At 63.9% G+C, this 14,132-nt stretch carries 16 protein-coding genes; 9 read left to right on the top strand and 7 right to left on the bottom strand.

Annotated features, from left to right (window positions below):
• The first annotated feature begins 1 nt into the window (after position 1).
• Positions 2-874: a tryptophan 2,3-dioxygenase gene (kynA, locus tag ABIC76_RS23120; protein ID WP_354535374.1), complete on the top strand. Its 873-nt coding sequence runs from the start codon at positions 2-4 to the stop codon at positions 872-874.
• A gap of 286 nt (positions 875-1,160) precedes the next feature.
• On the opposite strand, the gene ABIC76_RS23115 is transcribed toward kynA, so the two are convergent.
• Positions 1,161-1,988, bottom strand: coding sequence for an IclR family transcriptional regulator (locus ABIC76_RS23115; protein WP_354535373.1), 828 nt, complete (start codon positions 1,986-1,988; stop codon positions 1,161-1,163).
• 103 nt (positions 1,989-2,091) lie between these two features.
• On the opposite strand from ABIC76_RS23115, the gene ABIC76_RS23110 reads away from it, so the two are divergent.
• Together ABIC76_RS23110 and ABIC76_RS23105 are read left to right on the top strand one after the other, a co-directional pair.
• Positions 2,092-3,285 (top strand): acyl-CoA dehydrogenase, encoded by a 1,194-nt coding sequence (locus ABIC76_RS23110; protein WP_045204570.1) that lies wholly within the window; start codon positions 2,092-2,094, stop codon positions 3,283-3,285.
• A gap of 407 nt (positions 3,286-3,692) precedes the next feature.
• Positions 3,693-5,075 carry an NCS2 family permease gene (locus ABIC76_RS23105; RefSeq protein WP_502947894.1) on the top strand — a complete coding sequence of 461 codons (1,383 nt, stop codon included), beginning with the start codon at positions 3,693-3,695 and terminating at the stop codon, positions 5,073-5,075.
• Between the two features lie 160 nt (positions 5,076-5,235).
• Here the strand turns inward: ABIC76_RS23105 and ABIC76_RS23100 are convergent, their stop codons facing one another.
• Positions 5,236-5,874: a peroxiredoxin gene (locus ABIC76_RS23100; protein WP_004629475.1), complete on the bottom strand. Its 639-nt coding sequence runs from the start codon at positions 5,872-5,874 to the stop codon at positions 5,236-5,238.
• Positions 5,875-6,153: 279 nt separating this feature from the next.
• On the opposite strand from ABIC76_RS23100, the gene ABIC76_RS23095 reads away from it, so the two are divergent.
• The 3 genes from ABIC76_RS23095 to ABIC76_RS23085 all read left to right on the top strand — a co-directional run bounded on the left by ABIC76_RS23095 (position 6,154) and on the right by ABIC76_RS23085 (position 7,529).
• Positions 6,154-6,480, top strand: a complete 327-nt coding sequence (locus tag ABIC76_RS23095) for an ElaB/YgaM/YqjD family protein (RefSeq protein WP_009238780.1) — start codon at positions 6,154-6,156, stop codon at positions 6,478-6,480.
• A gap of 138 nt (positions 6,481-6,618) precedes the next feature.
• Entirely contained in the window at positions 6,619-6,996 is a 378-nt protein-coding gene (locus tag ABIC76_RS23090) for a phage holin family protein (protein ID WP_027677941.1), read from the top strand.
• Positions 6,993-7,529, top strand: coding sequence for a DUF3318 domain-containing protein (locus tag ABIC76_RS23085; RefSeq protein WP_102064730.1), 537 nt, complete (start codon positions 6,993-6,995; stop codon positions 7,527-7,529). The genes ABIC76_RS23090 and ABIC76_RS23085 overlap by 4 nt, the downstream gene beginning before the upstream one ends.
• Before the next feature lie 62 nt (positions 7,530-7,591).
• Here ABIC76_RS23085 and ABIC76_RS23080 read toward each other — a convergent pair whose 3' ends face one another.
• The gene (locus tag ABIC76_RS23080; RefSeq protein WP_354535372.1) at positions 7,592-7,957 is read right to left on the bottom strand and encodes a hypothetical protein; all 366 of its coding nucleotides are present in this window, start codon (positions 7,955-7,957) and stop codon (positions 7,592-7,594) included.
• Positions 7,958-8,277: 320 nt separating this feature from the next.
• Here ABIC76_RS23080 and ABIC76_RS23075 point away from each other — a divergent pair, with 320 nt between their 5' ends.
• The 3 genes from ABIC76_RS23075 to ABIC76_RS23065 are packed head-to-tail and all read left to right on the top strand — an operon-like array spanning position 8,278 to position 10,221.
• Positions 8,278-8,949: an ABC transporter ATP-binding protein gene (locus ABIC76_RS23075; protein WP_354535371.1), complete on the top strand. Its 672-nt coding sequence runs from the start codon at positions 8,278-8,280 to the stop codon at positions 8,947-8,949.
• Positions 8,949-9,758, top strand: coding sequence for an ABC transporter permease (locus tag ABIC76_RS23070; RefSeq protein ID WP_102064728.1), 810 nt, complete (start codon positions 8,949-8,951; stop codon positions 9,756-9,758). Before ABIC76_RS23075 ends, ABIC76_RS23070 begins: the two co-directional genes overlap by 1 nt.
• 1 nt (position 9,759) lies before the next feature.
• Positions 9,760-10,221 carry an NUDIX domain-containing protein gene (locus ABIC76_RS23065; RefSeq protein WP_102064727.1) on the top strand — a complete coding sequence of 154 codons (462 nt, stop codon included), beginning with the start codon at positions 9,760-9,762 and terminating at the stop codon, positions 10,219-10,221.
• Between the two features lie 11 nt (positions 10,222-10,232).
• On the opposite strand, the gene ABIC76_RS23060 is transcribed toward ABIC76_RS23065, so the two are convergent.
• The 4 genes from ABIC76_RS23060 to ABIC76_RS23045 form a co-directional block, all read right to left on the bottom strand.
• Positions 10,233-11,147, bottom strand: a complete 915-nt coding sequence (locus ABIC76_RS23060; protein WP_354535370.1) for a TauD/TfdA dioxygenase family protein — start codon at positions 11,145-11,147, stop codon at positions 10,233-10,235.
• 89 nt (positions 11,148-11,236) lie between these two features.
• Positions 11,237-12,409: an acyl-CoA dehydrogenase family protein gene (locus ABIC76_RS23055; protein ID WP_354535369.1), complete on the bottom strand. Its 1,173-nt coding sequence runs from the start codon at positions 12,407-12,409 to the stop codon at positions 11,237-11,239.
• A gap of 101 nt (positions 12,410-12,510) precedes the next feature.
• Complete coding sequence (locus ABIC76_RS23050) at positions 12,511-12,996, bottom strand: nucleoside 2-deoxyribosyltransferase (protein ID WP_354535368.1); 486 nt, start codon at positions 12,994-12,996, stop codon at positions 12,511-12,513.
• On the bottom strand, positions 12,993-14,057 hold the full coding sequence (locus ABIC76_RS23045) for a LacI family DNA-binding transcriptional regulator (RefSeq protein ID WP_102064724.1): 1,065 nt from the start codon (positions 14,055-14,057) through the stop codon (positions 12,993-12,995). Before ABIC76_RS23045 ends, ABIC76_RS23050 begins: the two co-directional genes overlap by 4 nt.
• Positions 14,058-14,132: the final 75 nt, after the last annotated feature.

Here is a 14,132-nt window from a genome sequence, read left to right as displayed (position 1 = left end):
GATGTCGAACCCGAACCAACCCGCAGCATCGGGCTGCCCCAATGCCGCCCAGGGCGAAGGCTGGCACGACGCCCAGCTCGATTTTTCGAAATCGATGAGCTATGGCGACTACCTCGCGCTCGACCAGATCCTGAACGCGCAACACCCGCGCTCGCCGGATCACAACGAGATGCTCTTCATCGTCCAGCATCAGACCACCGAGCTGTGGATGAAGCTGATGCTGCACGAACTGCGCGCCGCGCGGGATTGTGTGCGCAATGACAACCTGCCGCCTGCGTTCAAGATGCTGGCGCGTGTGTCGCGCATCATGGATCAGCTGGTGCAGGCGTGGAACGTACTCGCCACGATGACGCCACCGGAGTACTCCGCCATGCGTCCGCACCTGGGGCAATCGTCGGGCTTCCAGTCGTATCAGTACCGCGAGATCGAATTCATTCTCGGCAACAAGAACGCGGCGATGCTCAAGCCGCACGCACATCGCACCGAGCATTACGAACAGGTCAAGACTGCGCTGGAAACGCCGTCGCTGTATGACGAAGCGGTGCGTTACATGGCGCGTCACGGCTTTGCATTCGACGCCGATTGCATCGAGCGCGACTGGTCGCGGCCGGTGACTTACAACGCCTCGGTGGAAGCGGCGTGGCTCGAGGTCTATCGGGACCCGACGCACCACTGGGAGCTGTACGAGCTGGCCGAGAAGTTCGTCGATCTGGAAGACGCGTTCCGGCAATGGCGCTTCCGGCATGTGACCACGGTGGAGCGCGTGATTGGCTTCAAGCGTGGAACGGGCGGCACCGAAGGTGTCGGTTACCTGCGGAAGATGCTGGATGTGGTGTTGTTTCCGGAGCTTTGGAAGTTGCGGACTGACTTGTGACTTTTGCTATTGGTCGATCTCTGGTTTCATCCCCTGCCGGGGCTGACTCACTTTCTTTGTCTTGCCAAAGAAAGTAAGCAAAGAAAGGCGCGCCCGAGATGGCGAAAGATTCCTTGAATTTATGTCGCAGAGAGGGGAAGGGAAAAACTCGCTGCGCTCAGACAGTTTCCCTTCCTTTTTCCTCTCTGCAACAGAAATTCAAGGCGCCATCTAGGGCATCAACGGCCAAACTCGTCTGGATGCGAGGGCCGGCGGCAGAGCAGGTTCTGCCTAATCTTAGAGCGGCCTACGCGGCGGGCTCGATCACTTGGCCTAGCCGTGCCGCAAACTCCCGCAGCGCGGGGGCCAGTTCGTCGCGGATGCGCTCTGCATCGGCGGACGTGTATGGCGCGCTGCAACTCACGACATACGGCTCGCGCTGGCTTGGCGCGAAGAACGCGACTGCGCATGCGTGGATGGCGGGATGCCAGTCACGCAGCGACACGGCGTAGCCGTTGCGTACGCCGGCTTTGACTGCGTCGTCTGCGGCAGCGCCTTCCGCTGCCCACTGTGCGGGCTGCTGCGTGCGCAATGCTTCGTACAACCGCTCACGCCGCGCTACGGGCAACGAAGCCAGATACGCCCGTCCCATCGAACTCGACAGCAGCGACAGCCGCGAGCCCACGCCCAAGCCAGATGAACCGCTCATCGACGGGCTGTCGTGACGGATCGTCTCCAGATAAACCATGTCCAGCCGATCGCGCTTGCCGAGCGAGATCGACACGCCAAAGCGCTGTGCAAACGCGCTCATGTGCGGGCGCGCGAGCTGGATCACATCGCTCGAGGCCAGATAGGCAAATCCGAGTGCGAGCACACCGGCGTCGAGCCCGTATTTGCCGAGCGCGTCGTCATAACGCAGGTAACCGAGCGACACCAGCGTGCCAGCCAGCCGGCTGACGGTGGCTTTGGGAAAGCCCGTGCGCCGGACAAATTCCTGATTGCCGAGCAGCGTGTCGCCAGGGCGGAATGCGCGCAGCAGTTCCAGCCCGCGGGCGAGTGCCGTGACGAAATTCGGATCGCTCGACTCAGCGGGCGCGGTATCGAATTCGGGATCGGGGAGACGGGTGGTGCTCATGGCAAAAAAGCCCTGGAAATCGTCGGTGGTTGCGCTATGATAGCCCTAAATTTCGAAACTGTGTTCCGTACATCGGAACAACAAAGACTCGGAGACTACCGCTGTGACTGCTCGCAACGCCTTCAATTGGGCTGACCCCCTGCTGCTCGACCAACAACTGACCGACGACGAGCGCATGGTGCGCGACGCCGCCGCGTCGTACTGCCAGGACAAGCTGATGCCGCGCGTGCTGGAGTCGTTCCGGCATGAGAAGACCGATGCGTCGATCTTTCGCGAGATGGGCGAGCTGGGCCTGCTGGGTCCGACGATTCCAGAGCAGTACGGCGGCCCGGGACTGAACTACGTCAGCTACGGTCTGATCGCGCGTGAAGTCGAACGTGTGGATTCGGGCTATCGCTCGATGATGAGCGTGCAGTCGTCGCTGGTGATGGTGCCGATCTACGAATTCGGCAGCGAAGCGCAAAAGCAGAAGTACCTGCCGAAGCTGGCGACGGGCGAATGGATCGGCTGCTTTGGCCTGACCGAACCGAACCACGGTTCCGACCCGGCCTCGATGATCACGCGCGCCAAGAAAGTCGACGGCGGCTACTCGCTGTCGGGCGCCAAGATGTGGATCACCAATTCGCCCATCGCCGATGTGTTTGTCGTGTGGGGCAAGCTGCCCAACGACAACGGCGAGGATGAAATCCGCGGCTTCATCCTGGAGAAAGGCTGGAAGGGACTGACGGCGCCCGCCATCCACGGCAAGGTCGGCCTGCGTACGTCCATCACCGGTGAAATCGTGCTGGACGAAGTGTTCGTGCCGGAAGAAAACCTGATGCCGGGCGTGCGCGGCCTGAAGGGTCCGTTCACGTGCCTGAACTCGGCGCGCTACGGCATCGCGTGGGGCGCGCTGGGCGCAGCCGAAGCCTGCTGGCACATCGCACGCCAGTACGTGCTGGATCGCAAGCAGTTCGGCCGCCCGCTCGCCGCCAACCAGCTGGTGCAGAAAAAGCTGGCCGACATGCAGACCGAAATCACGCTCGGCCTGCAAGGCTGCCTGCGCCTGGGCCGCATGAAAGACGAAGGCACGGCCGCAGTGGAAATCACGTCGATCATGAAGCGCAACTCGTGCGGCAAGTCGCTGGACATCGCCCGCGTGGCGCGCGACATGCTGGGCGGCAACGGCATCTCGGATGAGTTTGGCGTGATCCGCCACGTGGTGAACCTTGAAGTGGTGAACACGTACGAAGGCACGCACGACATCCACGCGCTGATCCTCGGCCGCGCACAAACCGGCATTCAGGCCTTCTTCTGATTGCGCTTTGTTTTTCCGGCGAGTTGGGGCACACTCGTGCACCACTCGCCACACGCGTTGCCGCATCTCGCCCGTCCTGGGCACCGTTGTTCCCCTCCCCTCGCGATATACCAATTTGCAAATGACCGGGATACGCCGCGCCGGATGAATCGGCTGTAGCGCGCGTCTATGCTTCGGTCCAAGTGTCGGCGGATTGTTGGGCCGCACGCCCTCACACCGATAAAACGAGCGCGCAATCCACACGCAGAGTGCAGCGCCACGCGACAAAACCAATCGCGAGACAACGGTCTGGAGAATGCCCGCGCATGTACGCCGGCACCCGTACCGATATCAAAACCAGAACAGGGCACCCTACGCGGACGACCAAGATCGCCCGGCGCGGAGTCCTGCCAGGAGACAAACCCACCATGGCTGAACAGTCCATTCCGTCGTCGACGGAACTTGGCGCCGCCGGCATCGCCGATGCGCGTGCCATCGATCGCTATTTCCAGATTTCCGAACGCGGCAGCACTCAAAAGCGCGAGGTCGTGGCTGGCATCACCACCTTCATGGCGATGGTCTACGCGGTGTTCGTCGTGCCCGGCATGCTGGGCAAGGCCGGCTTTGACACCAGCGCCGTGTTCGTCGCGGTGTGCCTGACCACCGCCTTCGGCTCGCTGCTGATGGGCCTGTGGGCCAAGCTGCCGATCGCCATTGGCTGCGCAATCTCGCTGACGGCGTTCATGGCTTTCGGCCTGGTGCTGGGGCAAAAGCTGACGCCGGAAATCGCGCTCGGCGCCGTGTTCCTGATGGGCGTGGTTTTCACCGCCATCTCGGCCACGGGCGTGCGCTCGTGGATCCTGCGCAACCTGCCTTCGGGCGTGGCGCACGGCACGGGCATCGGCATCGGGCTGTTCCTGCTGCTGATCGCGTCCAACGATGTGGGGCTGGTCGTCAAGAACGCCGGTGCGGGCCTGCCCGTTGCACTGGGCCACGTGACTGCCTTCCCGGTGATGATGTCGGTGCTGGGTCTGGCCGCCATCTTCGGCATGGAGCGTCGTCGCGTACCGGGCGGCATCCTCATCGTCATCATCGCCATCTCGGTCCTGGGACTGATCTTTGACCCGGCTGTAAAGTTCACCGGCGTGTTCGCCCTGCCCTCGCTGGCCAGTGCCGGTCACGCCTCGCTGATTGGCGCGATGGATATTCACGGCGCACTCACGGCCGCCGTGCTGCCGAGCGTGCTGGCACTGGTGATGACCGCCGTGTTCGATGCCACCGGCACGATCCGCGCGGTCGCCGGCCAGGCCGGACTGCTCAACGACAAGGGCCACATCATCAACGGTGGCCGCGCCCTGACGGCCGATTCGGTCAGCTCGATCTTCTCGGCGTTCTTCGGCGGGGCACCGGCGGCGGCCTACATCGAGTCGACGGTTGGCGTGGCAGCCGGCGGCAAGACGGGCCTGACGGCCGTGGTGGTCGGCGTGATGTTCTTGGCTGTGATGTTCTTTTCGCCCCTCGCCGGCCTGGTGCCTTCGTACGCAACGGCACCGGCGCTGATGTACGTCGGCCTGCTGATGCTCTCCAGCGTGAGCAAGCTGCACATGGACGACATGGTCGACGCACTGTCGGGCCTCGTCTGCGCCGTGTTCATCGTGCTGACCTGCAACATCGTCACCGGCATCATGCTGGGCTTCAGCACGCTGGTGATCGGTCGCCTGGTGGCCGGCGAATGGCGCAAGCTGAACATCGGCACCGTGGCGATCGCGGCTGCGCTGGTAGCGTTCTACGTAGGCGGCTGGGCGATCTGATCGCACACGGAACCGTCTGCCACAAAAGACAAACCGGCCAGACCCGAAAGGGCTGGCCGGTTTTGTTTTGCCTGAGAACCGCAGCAGGATCCTGAGCCGGCACCAACGCAAAAAACGCCCGGCACAAGGCCGGGCGGCAATCACACTACCAAGGAGACGGTTACTTATTGGGCTGCGGCGTCAGGCGCAGGTAGGGACGCAACGCCTTGTAGCCCTTCGGAAATTTCTGCTTGATGACTTCCTCATCCTTCAGAGACGGCACGATGACCACGTCATCGCCGTCCTGCCAGTTACCGGGCGTGGCCACGCTGTGGTACTCGGTCAACTGCAACGAGTCGATCACGCGCAGCACTTCATTGAAATTGCGCCCCGTCGATGCCGGATACGTAATCGTCAGGCGAATCTTCTTGTTCGGATCGATCACGAACAACGAACGCACGGTGAACGTCTCGCTCGCATTCGGATGAATCATGTCGTACAGCTGCGAGACCTTGCGATCGGGGTCGGCAATGATCGGGAAGTTGACGCTGGTGTTCTGCGTCTCGTTAATGTCATTGATCCAGCCCTTGTGGGACTCGACCGAATCGACCGACAGCGCAATCGCCTTGACATTGCGCTTGGCAAATTCGTCCTTCAGCTTGGCGGTCAGGCCCAGTTCGGTGGTGCAAACGGGCGTGTAGTCGGCCGGGTGCGAGAAAAGCACGCCCCAGCTGTTGCCCAGCCACTCATGAAACTTGATGCGGCCTTCGCTTGAATCCTGCTCGAAATCAGGGGCGATATCGCCCAAACGTAAAGACATCGTGTCCTCCATACACAGATTGGGAACCACTATAGCCAGATTGCCATCCAACCAAAACGACTATAAATTCACAACAACATCACTTTTCGTCATTAGGCGCGGCATTTGCTGACAACAGGGTGGAAGGCATGCGCACATTGCCGGACAATGACCGAGGTCTTGATCCATCGCAGCATGCGCGACGCGAGCGCTTGAAGTTTCGCGGCGCCCACACATATGCTAGCGAATAAGCACGCCGACATATTGACGATTGAACTACCCGATACAGAGGACCCGACCATGACGAACACTTCCCCCAACCTGGCCGATTCCGTCAATAAGGAGAAACTGATGACCGACGTGAAGACTGTACTGTCCGACGCTGAAACCCTGCTGAAGCAAGCTGCGTCCAGCAGCGGCGAAAAGGCCGCCGAACTGCGCGAGCGCGGCATGGGCATGCTCCGCCAAGCCAAGGAAAAGGCGCAGGACCTGCAAGACGCGGTCGTCCACAAGAGCAAGGCCGCCGCCCGCGCCACCGACGACTACGTTCACGATCACCCGTGGCAAGCCGTGGGCGTGGCAGCCGGCGTGGGGCTGCTGATCGGCCTGCTGCTCAACCGCAAGTAACCCGCCGCACCCTTTCTGGCCGATGGCGCGCCCTTTGGATCGCGCCATCGGCCAGTTGCATTTTGGCGGCGCCGTTCCGGGCATGGCGCGTGCTGCGTCTGGAACGACGTCCATCGCCTTGCACCCTCTCCTCACCTCATGACCGACGACACCAGCCCAAAGCTGTTCGCTTCCTTGAAGAAACTGGCCGGCACGGTCGTCTCGATGCTGCAGACGCGGCTCGAACTGGCGAGCGTCGAACTGGCTGAAGAAAAAGAACGGCTGCTTGGCACCGCCTTCCTGGGCATGCTCGCCGTGAGCCTGATCGCCCTGTCCATCATGACGCTGACGGCGCTAGTGGTGATCCTGTGCTGGGATACGTACCGCTGGCAGTCTTTGGCCGTGATGGCGGCGCTTTACGCGCTAGGCGCGGCTGCCTGCCTGTGGAAGGTGCGCTCGCTGCTGCGCAATGCACCGCCGCTGTTCGAGGCCACCCTGGCCGAACTCGACAAAGACCGGGAGATCCTGCGCCGATGACTGATCCAACCGAACACGCGCCGTCGCCCGGCACCTCCGGCACTTCCATGAACGAACCCGCATCGAGCGCGCGTCATCACGTACGGCCGTCACGCCGCAGCGCCGAAACGCGCCTCCCGCTGAGCGTTCGCAAGGAGTTGCTGCTGACCCGCGCCGCCCTGGAGCGCTACGACTACGCCCAGGCCCGCAACGATGTGCATCGCGCCACCAACCGCACCTTCAGTCTGGGGGGCTTCGGGGCGTTGCTGCCAAGCCTGCTTCGCCCTTTGGCTCGTCCGAACAGCCTCATGCGGACGCTGGGCATTGCACGCGAATATCCGTTGGTAGGCACTGCGTTGTCCTTGGCGTATGCGGGGTTGCGCCGCACCGTCATCGGCCGGATCACGCGCAAGCTCGGCAAGGTGGGAATCGTGGCCGGAGCGGCCTGGTGGGGCTATAAGAAATGGCAGGAGGCCCAAGGGCATGACGCCAGCGCGCCTGCACCGGCGCCTGGGGTCGACGCGGAAGAGATCATCCCGGGAAGCACCTCCTGAAGGCGAGCGCCCAACAAAAAGGCCGGAGCACTCCGGCCTTTCTTGTTTGCGGCACCGCACGATCAGTGCAACGGAATCGGATGACGCATCCGCTCCCAGCGACGGGCCATGCTCTGGCGCAATGCCATCAACCCGTGCGGCTGAGAAGCATTGCCGGTGTCGGCCTGGGCTGCCTGCGTTGTCACATCAGCGTCACGCACGACGCGACGCCGGCCATGCCACATCAGCACTCCGCTCGCCGTCCAGCCGATTACGAACAGCGTATCGCCGACATGGCTGAGCGAATCGGGCGACGTGCCCGCGTGGAAGATCGCGCCAAGCATATCGGGAGGCAGTTCCGCGCAGATCCACAGAAAGATCGCCGGGGCAGAAGCAAAGACTCCCGGCTGCCACCACGGGTGGGCAACTTGCACTTTGTCGGTCTCCATGGCGCCCTCCATCGCTTTTTCTAGTGATCTTCTAGTGACGCTTTGATCCTATGCTTCGTCTGCGCAAATGGCGACCCGCCCGCCGCTGAATGGGATGTCGGATTCGTCCGACATCGGCCACGGGTAAGCGCATTCGGCTGATCCGTTCGGGCTAGGGACCATTCCCCATGGCATGCGGATGGCGTAACGACGCGGCGACAGCATGGCGCCTGGGCCCGCGTGTAGACGATTACGGTGGAGGCGCCCCACGCAGGCTCATATGCATAATGCATAAATCCGGCGCATTGATGCCGTACCGTTCGCAACACACTCGTCCCGACATGCTGGCCGCCACCCACCTTCAACGCCGCGATGCACGCTCCGGTGTCACGCTGTTGCAACCTGCCACGCTTGCGGTAGGGGCAGGCGATCGCATTGCGCTGACGGGACCTTCCGGGGCGGGCAAGAGCGTGCTGCTACGCGCGCTGGCGCTGCTCGATCCCGTCGATGGCGGACAGGTGACGTGGCAAGGCCAGGCGATCCGCCTGAACGCGGTGCCGGCGTATCGCTGTCACGTCGCGTACGTGCGCCAGCGCCCGGCGCTGCTGCCCGGCACGGTGGAAGACAATCTGCAGATGCCCTATCACCTGCATGCACGGCGCCACAGCCCCGGATTTGACCGCGACGCCGCCATCGCCCTGCTCGCAGGTGCGGAGCGCGATGCCGGCTTTCTCGACAAGAACGCCGCCGATCTTTCCGGCGGTGAAGCGCAGATCGCCGCGCTGGTCCGCACGCTGCAGACCAGGCCGACCGTGTTGCTGCTCGATGAGCCGACGGCGGCGCTCGACCCTGCGTCCGCGCGCGCGGTTGAGTCGCTCTTGCAGCATTGGTTTGCACAGGCGCCCGATCGGCATGCCTGGATATGGGTGACCCACGATCCGGCGCAAGCGCAGCGCATCGGCCATCAGCAGTGGCGCATGGCGGCCGGGCATCTCGATACGGAGCCAGCGTGATGAACGGGCAAGACCTCTCGCTTTCCGCCTGGCAGGTCGGCATTGCGGCCGCGCTGATCCTCGTGAACGGCGCGCTGTCCATTGGGCTCGGCCTGGGGCTCGAGCGACGCCTGACGTGGGCGGCCGTGCGCACCGTCGTGCAATTGCTGGCGGTGGGCTTCGTGCTCGAATGGGTCTTCGCCCATGCGCATTGGGCAGTGGTACTGGGCATCGTGGCCGTCATGACGCTGATTGCCGGACATGCCACTGGCAGCCGCGGCGCGCGCGGCTATGCGGGCTTGCGGCTGGACGGCACGTTGTCGGTCTTCGGCAGCACGTGGCTGATCGGCGCAATCGGGCTGGTGATCGTCCTGCATGCGCGCCCGTGGTACGAGCCGCAATACGCCATCCCGATCATGGGGATGATTCTGGGGAACACGCTCACGGGCGTGGGCCTGGCGCTGGAGCGCATGACCGGCGAGCTGACTGCCACGCGCGACCAGGTGGAGACGGTTCTCGCGCTCGGCGGTACGCGCTGGGAAGCCGCGCGCAATGCAGCACGCACGGCCGTACGCGCCGGCATGACACCGATCATCAACCAGATGACGGTCGTGGGCGTGGTGAGCTTGCCCGGCATGATGACGGGCCAGGTGCTGGCCGGGCAGTCTCCGCTGGAGGCCGTGCGCTACCAGATCGTCATCATGTTCCTGCTGGCGGCGGCGTCTGGGCTGGGGACGGTTGCGGCGGTGCTGCTGGCCTATCGCAGGCTGTTCAGTCCAAATCATCAATTGCTCAGCGCACGCATCACGCAACGCGGTGGAGCGAAATAGCATGCCGATCGCCCTGTCCTGCGGCCTCGTGCTGCTCAACGAAGATGGCGACGTGCTCCTCGCGCATGCCACCGAGACACGCCACTGGGACATCCCCAAAGGCGCACCGGACCCCGGCGAGGATCACCGCGACACCGCCCTGCGCGAGACGCGCGAGGAGACCGGCCTCGTGCTCGACAGCCACGCCCTGATCGAACTCGGCCGGTTTCCGTATCGCCGCGACAAGGAGCTGCACCTGTTCGCCGCACGCCTGCGCCGCGCCGAAGTCGCACTCGACACGCTGACCTGCACGTCGATGTTCAACAGCTACCACACCGGCCGGCTCATCCCCGAGATGGACGCATACCGCTGGGCCACGGCGGACGAGGTACCGAAGTATGCGAGCCAATCGCTCGCGCGGCTGTTTGCTCAGACGTTGACGCTGGCGAGCATCGATGCCCGCCTCGCCGAGGCCGGGCTGTAGACGAACGGCGCTTAAACCGGCACGTCGCCTTCGATGGTTGTGCGATGCAGCGTGCGCCGATACGTGTCTGGGCAGCCCGGCGCGAAGTGGATGGTGGAGCGGTTGTCCCAGAACAGCATGTCGCCGGGGCGCCACTGGTGCGTGTAGACGTTGTCGGCGCGGACGCTGTGGGCGAAGAGTTGCTCCAGCACGCTGGTGCTCTCGTCTTCCGGCAAACCCAGGATGTGCGACGTGAAGCCTTCGTTGACGAAGAGCGCACGCTTGCCCGTTTCCGGATGCGTGCGCACCACCGGGTGATCGACCGGCGGCACGGCGTCGCGCTGCGCTTGCGTGAGCGGCGGACGCCAGGTCGACAGCGCGCGCAGTCGCTCATAGCGGTACACATACGAATGCACGGCACGGCGGCCTTCGATGATGCGCTTGAGATCAGCCGGCAGCGTTTCGTAGGCGCGCACCATGTTGGCGAACAACGTGTCGCCGCCCTCTTCCGGCAACTCGCGCGTGAGCAGCATCGAACCGAGGCTCGGCAGCGGCTTGTACGAAAGATCTGAGTGCCAATCCCGCCCCGCATCGCCCAAGCCGATCGGCTTGCCGTTCTCGACCACGTTGGAGACGACCAGGATTTCCGGATAGCCGCTCAGATGGAACTGATTCAGCACATGCACCTGCTGCGGGCCGAAGCGGCGGCTGAAGGCCACTTGCGCCTGCGGCGTGAATTCGACGTCACGGAAAACGAGCAGGCCGTCATGCGCGAGCCACGCGTGGCGGATGGCGGCGATGTCTGCGTCGGACAAATCGGCTGCATCGCCCAGGCCAAGAACCTCTGCGCCAAGCGGCGCGTCGGGCAGGCGGCGAATGTGGAATCGGGCCGAGTGAACGGCAGGAGCATCCGTGGCAAGAACGGCGGCAACAACGGCGTCGGACATGATGTAAGCGCGCGGCAATAGACGAATTTCACATTACACCGCTCGCCCCCGCCGCGTGCCAACGAAGGAATGTGCAGATCGATAGGCGCTTAGCCGTAGATAGTGGCGTCGGGCAGGATGCCTTCCAGCGCGTAGCGGCCGATGGCGCGCAGCTTGTAGTCGAGCGGGTCGTGCAGCGTATGCGTGCGCGCGTTGCGCCAGAAGCGGTCCAGCGCGAGCGCCGCCTTGGTCGAGCGTGCGCCCGTCGCCTCGAACAGTTCCTGGGCGACGAACAATGCGGCGCGATGTGCCAATACCTTGGCTTCGGCCGTAGCGAGCGACACCTCGGCACGCTCCTCGGCGCTGAGCGCAGCGCCTTTGCGCCAAGCGCGGTCCAACCGCTGGATGGCGCGATCGGCCAGCGCTTCCGCAGCCAGCAATTGCACGCGCATCTCGCCAAAGCGGTGAATTTGATACGGATCGTCCGCCGCGCGCTCCACCCCTGATGTGATCCACGGCCGTGACGATTGCAGCGTGTGCTTGCGCGCCTCGTCCAGCGCGCCCGCCGCTATGCCGGTGTAGAGATTGACCAGTACATTTTGCGCGATACACGAACGCAAGGTTTGATATGGCGTGAGGACGACCTCGGGGCGCACCAGCACTTCATCTTCGCTGACCTGCACATGCCGGAATTGCACCGATGCGCTGTCGGTCTGGCGCTGCCCGATCGGATGCCAGTCATCCCGCACCGTGATGCCGTAGCGCGCTGTCGGCACCACCGCCACAACGGGGTTGCCGCTGGCCGCGTCGTGGGCAGACACGACCATCACGTCGGAGCCGAGCGTGCCGGAACAGAAACCCTTTTCGCCATCGAGCAGCCAGCCGCTGCCCGAGCGCTGCGCACGCAGGCGATGGTCAAGCGGATTGACGGCATTGCCCCACCACCAGCCCAGCTCGGCGGTCGGACGCAGGAAGCGTTCGCGCTGCGCGTCGGAGCCGTACAGATAGACGGTTGCGGTCTGCAGATACTGGAAAGCGAGCAGGTGCTCAAGGGAGCTGTCGACTGCGGCGATGGCGCGCACCGCGGCAAAGGCATCGGCCCAACTGACGCCGCTTCCGCCGTATTGCGTGGGGATCACCAGGGGCAGCAGGCCCGCTCGCGCAATCGCAGCTTTCTCGTGCGCGGCATGACCGCCGTGCTGGTCACGCTGCGCAGCGGTTGCCGCCAACTCAGCCAGCAGATGCGTAAGGTCGGGAAGTTGATGCAGATCGTCGAGCTTCATGCGTTTGCCTCGCGTCGGAGACGCCATCCGGTGCAGGCACTATACGGACGGCGCCTACCGCCTTGAAGGAAGCAATCCGCATACGCATATCCAGCGCGCGACTATGCGTAGTGCACGCGCATGCGCTCAAGGCACGCGCGCACATCGCCCACGACGAGGTGACAACTGCACGCGATCATGAGGTTGCGCGGCAAGCCGAAATCTTCCACGGCCCAGCCGTCGGCATCGTTGCCGTTTGTGTTCGGCACCTGCGCCAGGAGCGGCGCGGCGGGCACGTGATAGCACCACACGTCTTTGCCGCGGGCGATGGCGTAGCCGATTTCGAAGCACGTGCCGGAATCGGGCTCGTGGCCGCGGAAGTCCGCTACGTTGGCGAGCACGGCGTCAGCTGAATCGATCAGCGCGATGTTCTGGCGATAGATTTCCGCAGCCGTCGCAGGGCCGTCGGCCTGCGGGGCGATCGCGTTATCGAGCGGATACAGACCGATGAAGCCGAACTCCGCGCACAGCGTTTTAAGGGCTTCGCCATGCGCGATGGGCTCGGGGCGGAAAACATCCGGCCCGGCGAGGTAGAGACGCAACGTCATGACGCGGCCTCGACAACATGCACCGTCGAAGCACGCTCGACGAGCGTACCAGGCAGCAACACGACACGGGCATCGCCGGTCACGCCTTCGATGCGTTCATGCACAAATTCGACGGCCTTGTAACCGATGTCGTACGTCGGTTGCCGGATCGTCGTGATGCCGATCAATTCCGCCCATTCCGGATCGTCGATCGACAACAGCGCCGCACGCTCCTGCCACGCCGCGCCGAACTGCGTGCGCAGATGCCGCGCCACGATGAGCGCCACCGGCGCATTCGCAACAAACAGCGCCAGCCGTTTTCCGCCGCGGCGGTGCACCGCCTCGATGCGTGCGGCGATCTCGGCCAGCGCACGTTCAGTCGAGGCGGCGTCGTTCGGGTCAAGCACAATGGCTGGCTCCGCTGGCCGCCCTCGCGCTGCCATCGCCTCTCGGAATGCACGTTCACGCTCGCGCCGCGAGCTGACTTGCTGAAATGGCTGCACGATGAACTGAATGGCATCGAAACCTTGATCGAGCAAATGCTGCACGCCCAAGCTGACGGCGTCGCCGTTATCGAGCCCCACGAGGTCGGCGTCGAACCCTTCTACCGTGCGATCCACCAGCACAGCGGGAATGCCGCCACCCCGCAGCGGCCGCAACACGGCCTCTTCCGCGCCGAGCGCATTGACGATCAGGCCTTCGACCCGATACGTCGTCAGCAACTGCACGAACCGGCGCTCCATCTCGATCTCGTTTGCGGCGTGGCAGATGAGCGGCATGTAGCCCAGCGCGTGGCAGGCAGCTTCAACGCCCTGCAGGACTTCGATCGTGTAAGGATTGGTCAGGTCGGCCACCAGCATGCCGAGCAGCCGATTGCGGCCGCGCTTGAGACCACGCGCCATCTGGTTGGGCCGGTAGTTCAACCGCTGGATGGCCGCTTCGATGCGCTGTCGCAAATCTTCGGAAAGGACCTGCATCTCGCCGTTCAGATAGCGGGACACGCTGGTCTTGCCGGTTCCCGCTTCGCGGGCCACGTCGGTGATGGTCGCAGGGCGCGAGGAAGAGGATGGGAAATCAGTCACGATGCGCTTCAGAACGGGCCGTCGGCGCGGGGGGCCGGAGCCGGAGTGCGAGGATCATAGCGCAATCCCGGCACG

The sequence above is a fragment of the Ralstonia sp. 1138 genome (genome assembly GCF_040544795.1).
Lineage (GTDB): Bacteria > Pseudomonadota > Gammaproteobacteria > Burkholderiales > Burkholderiaceae > Ralstonia > Ralstonia flatus.
Note: the sequence above shows the minus strand (reverse complement) of the source record. Positions and strands in the feature narration are given on the sequence as shown.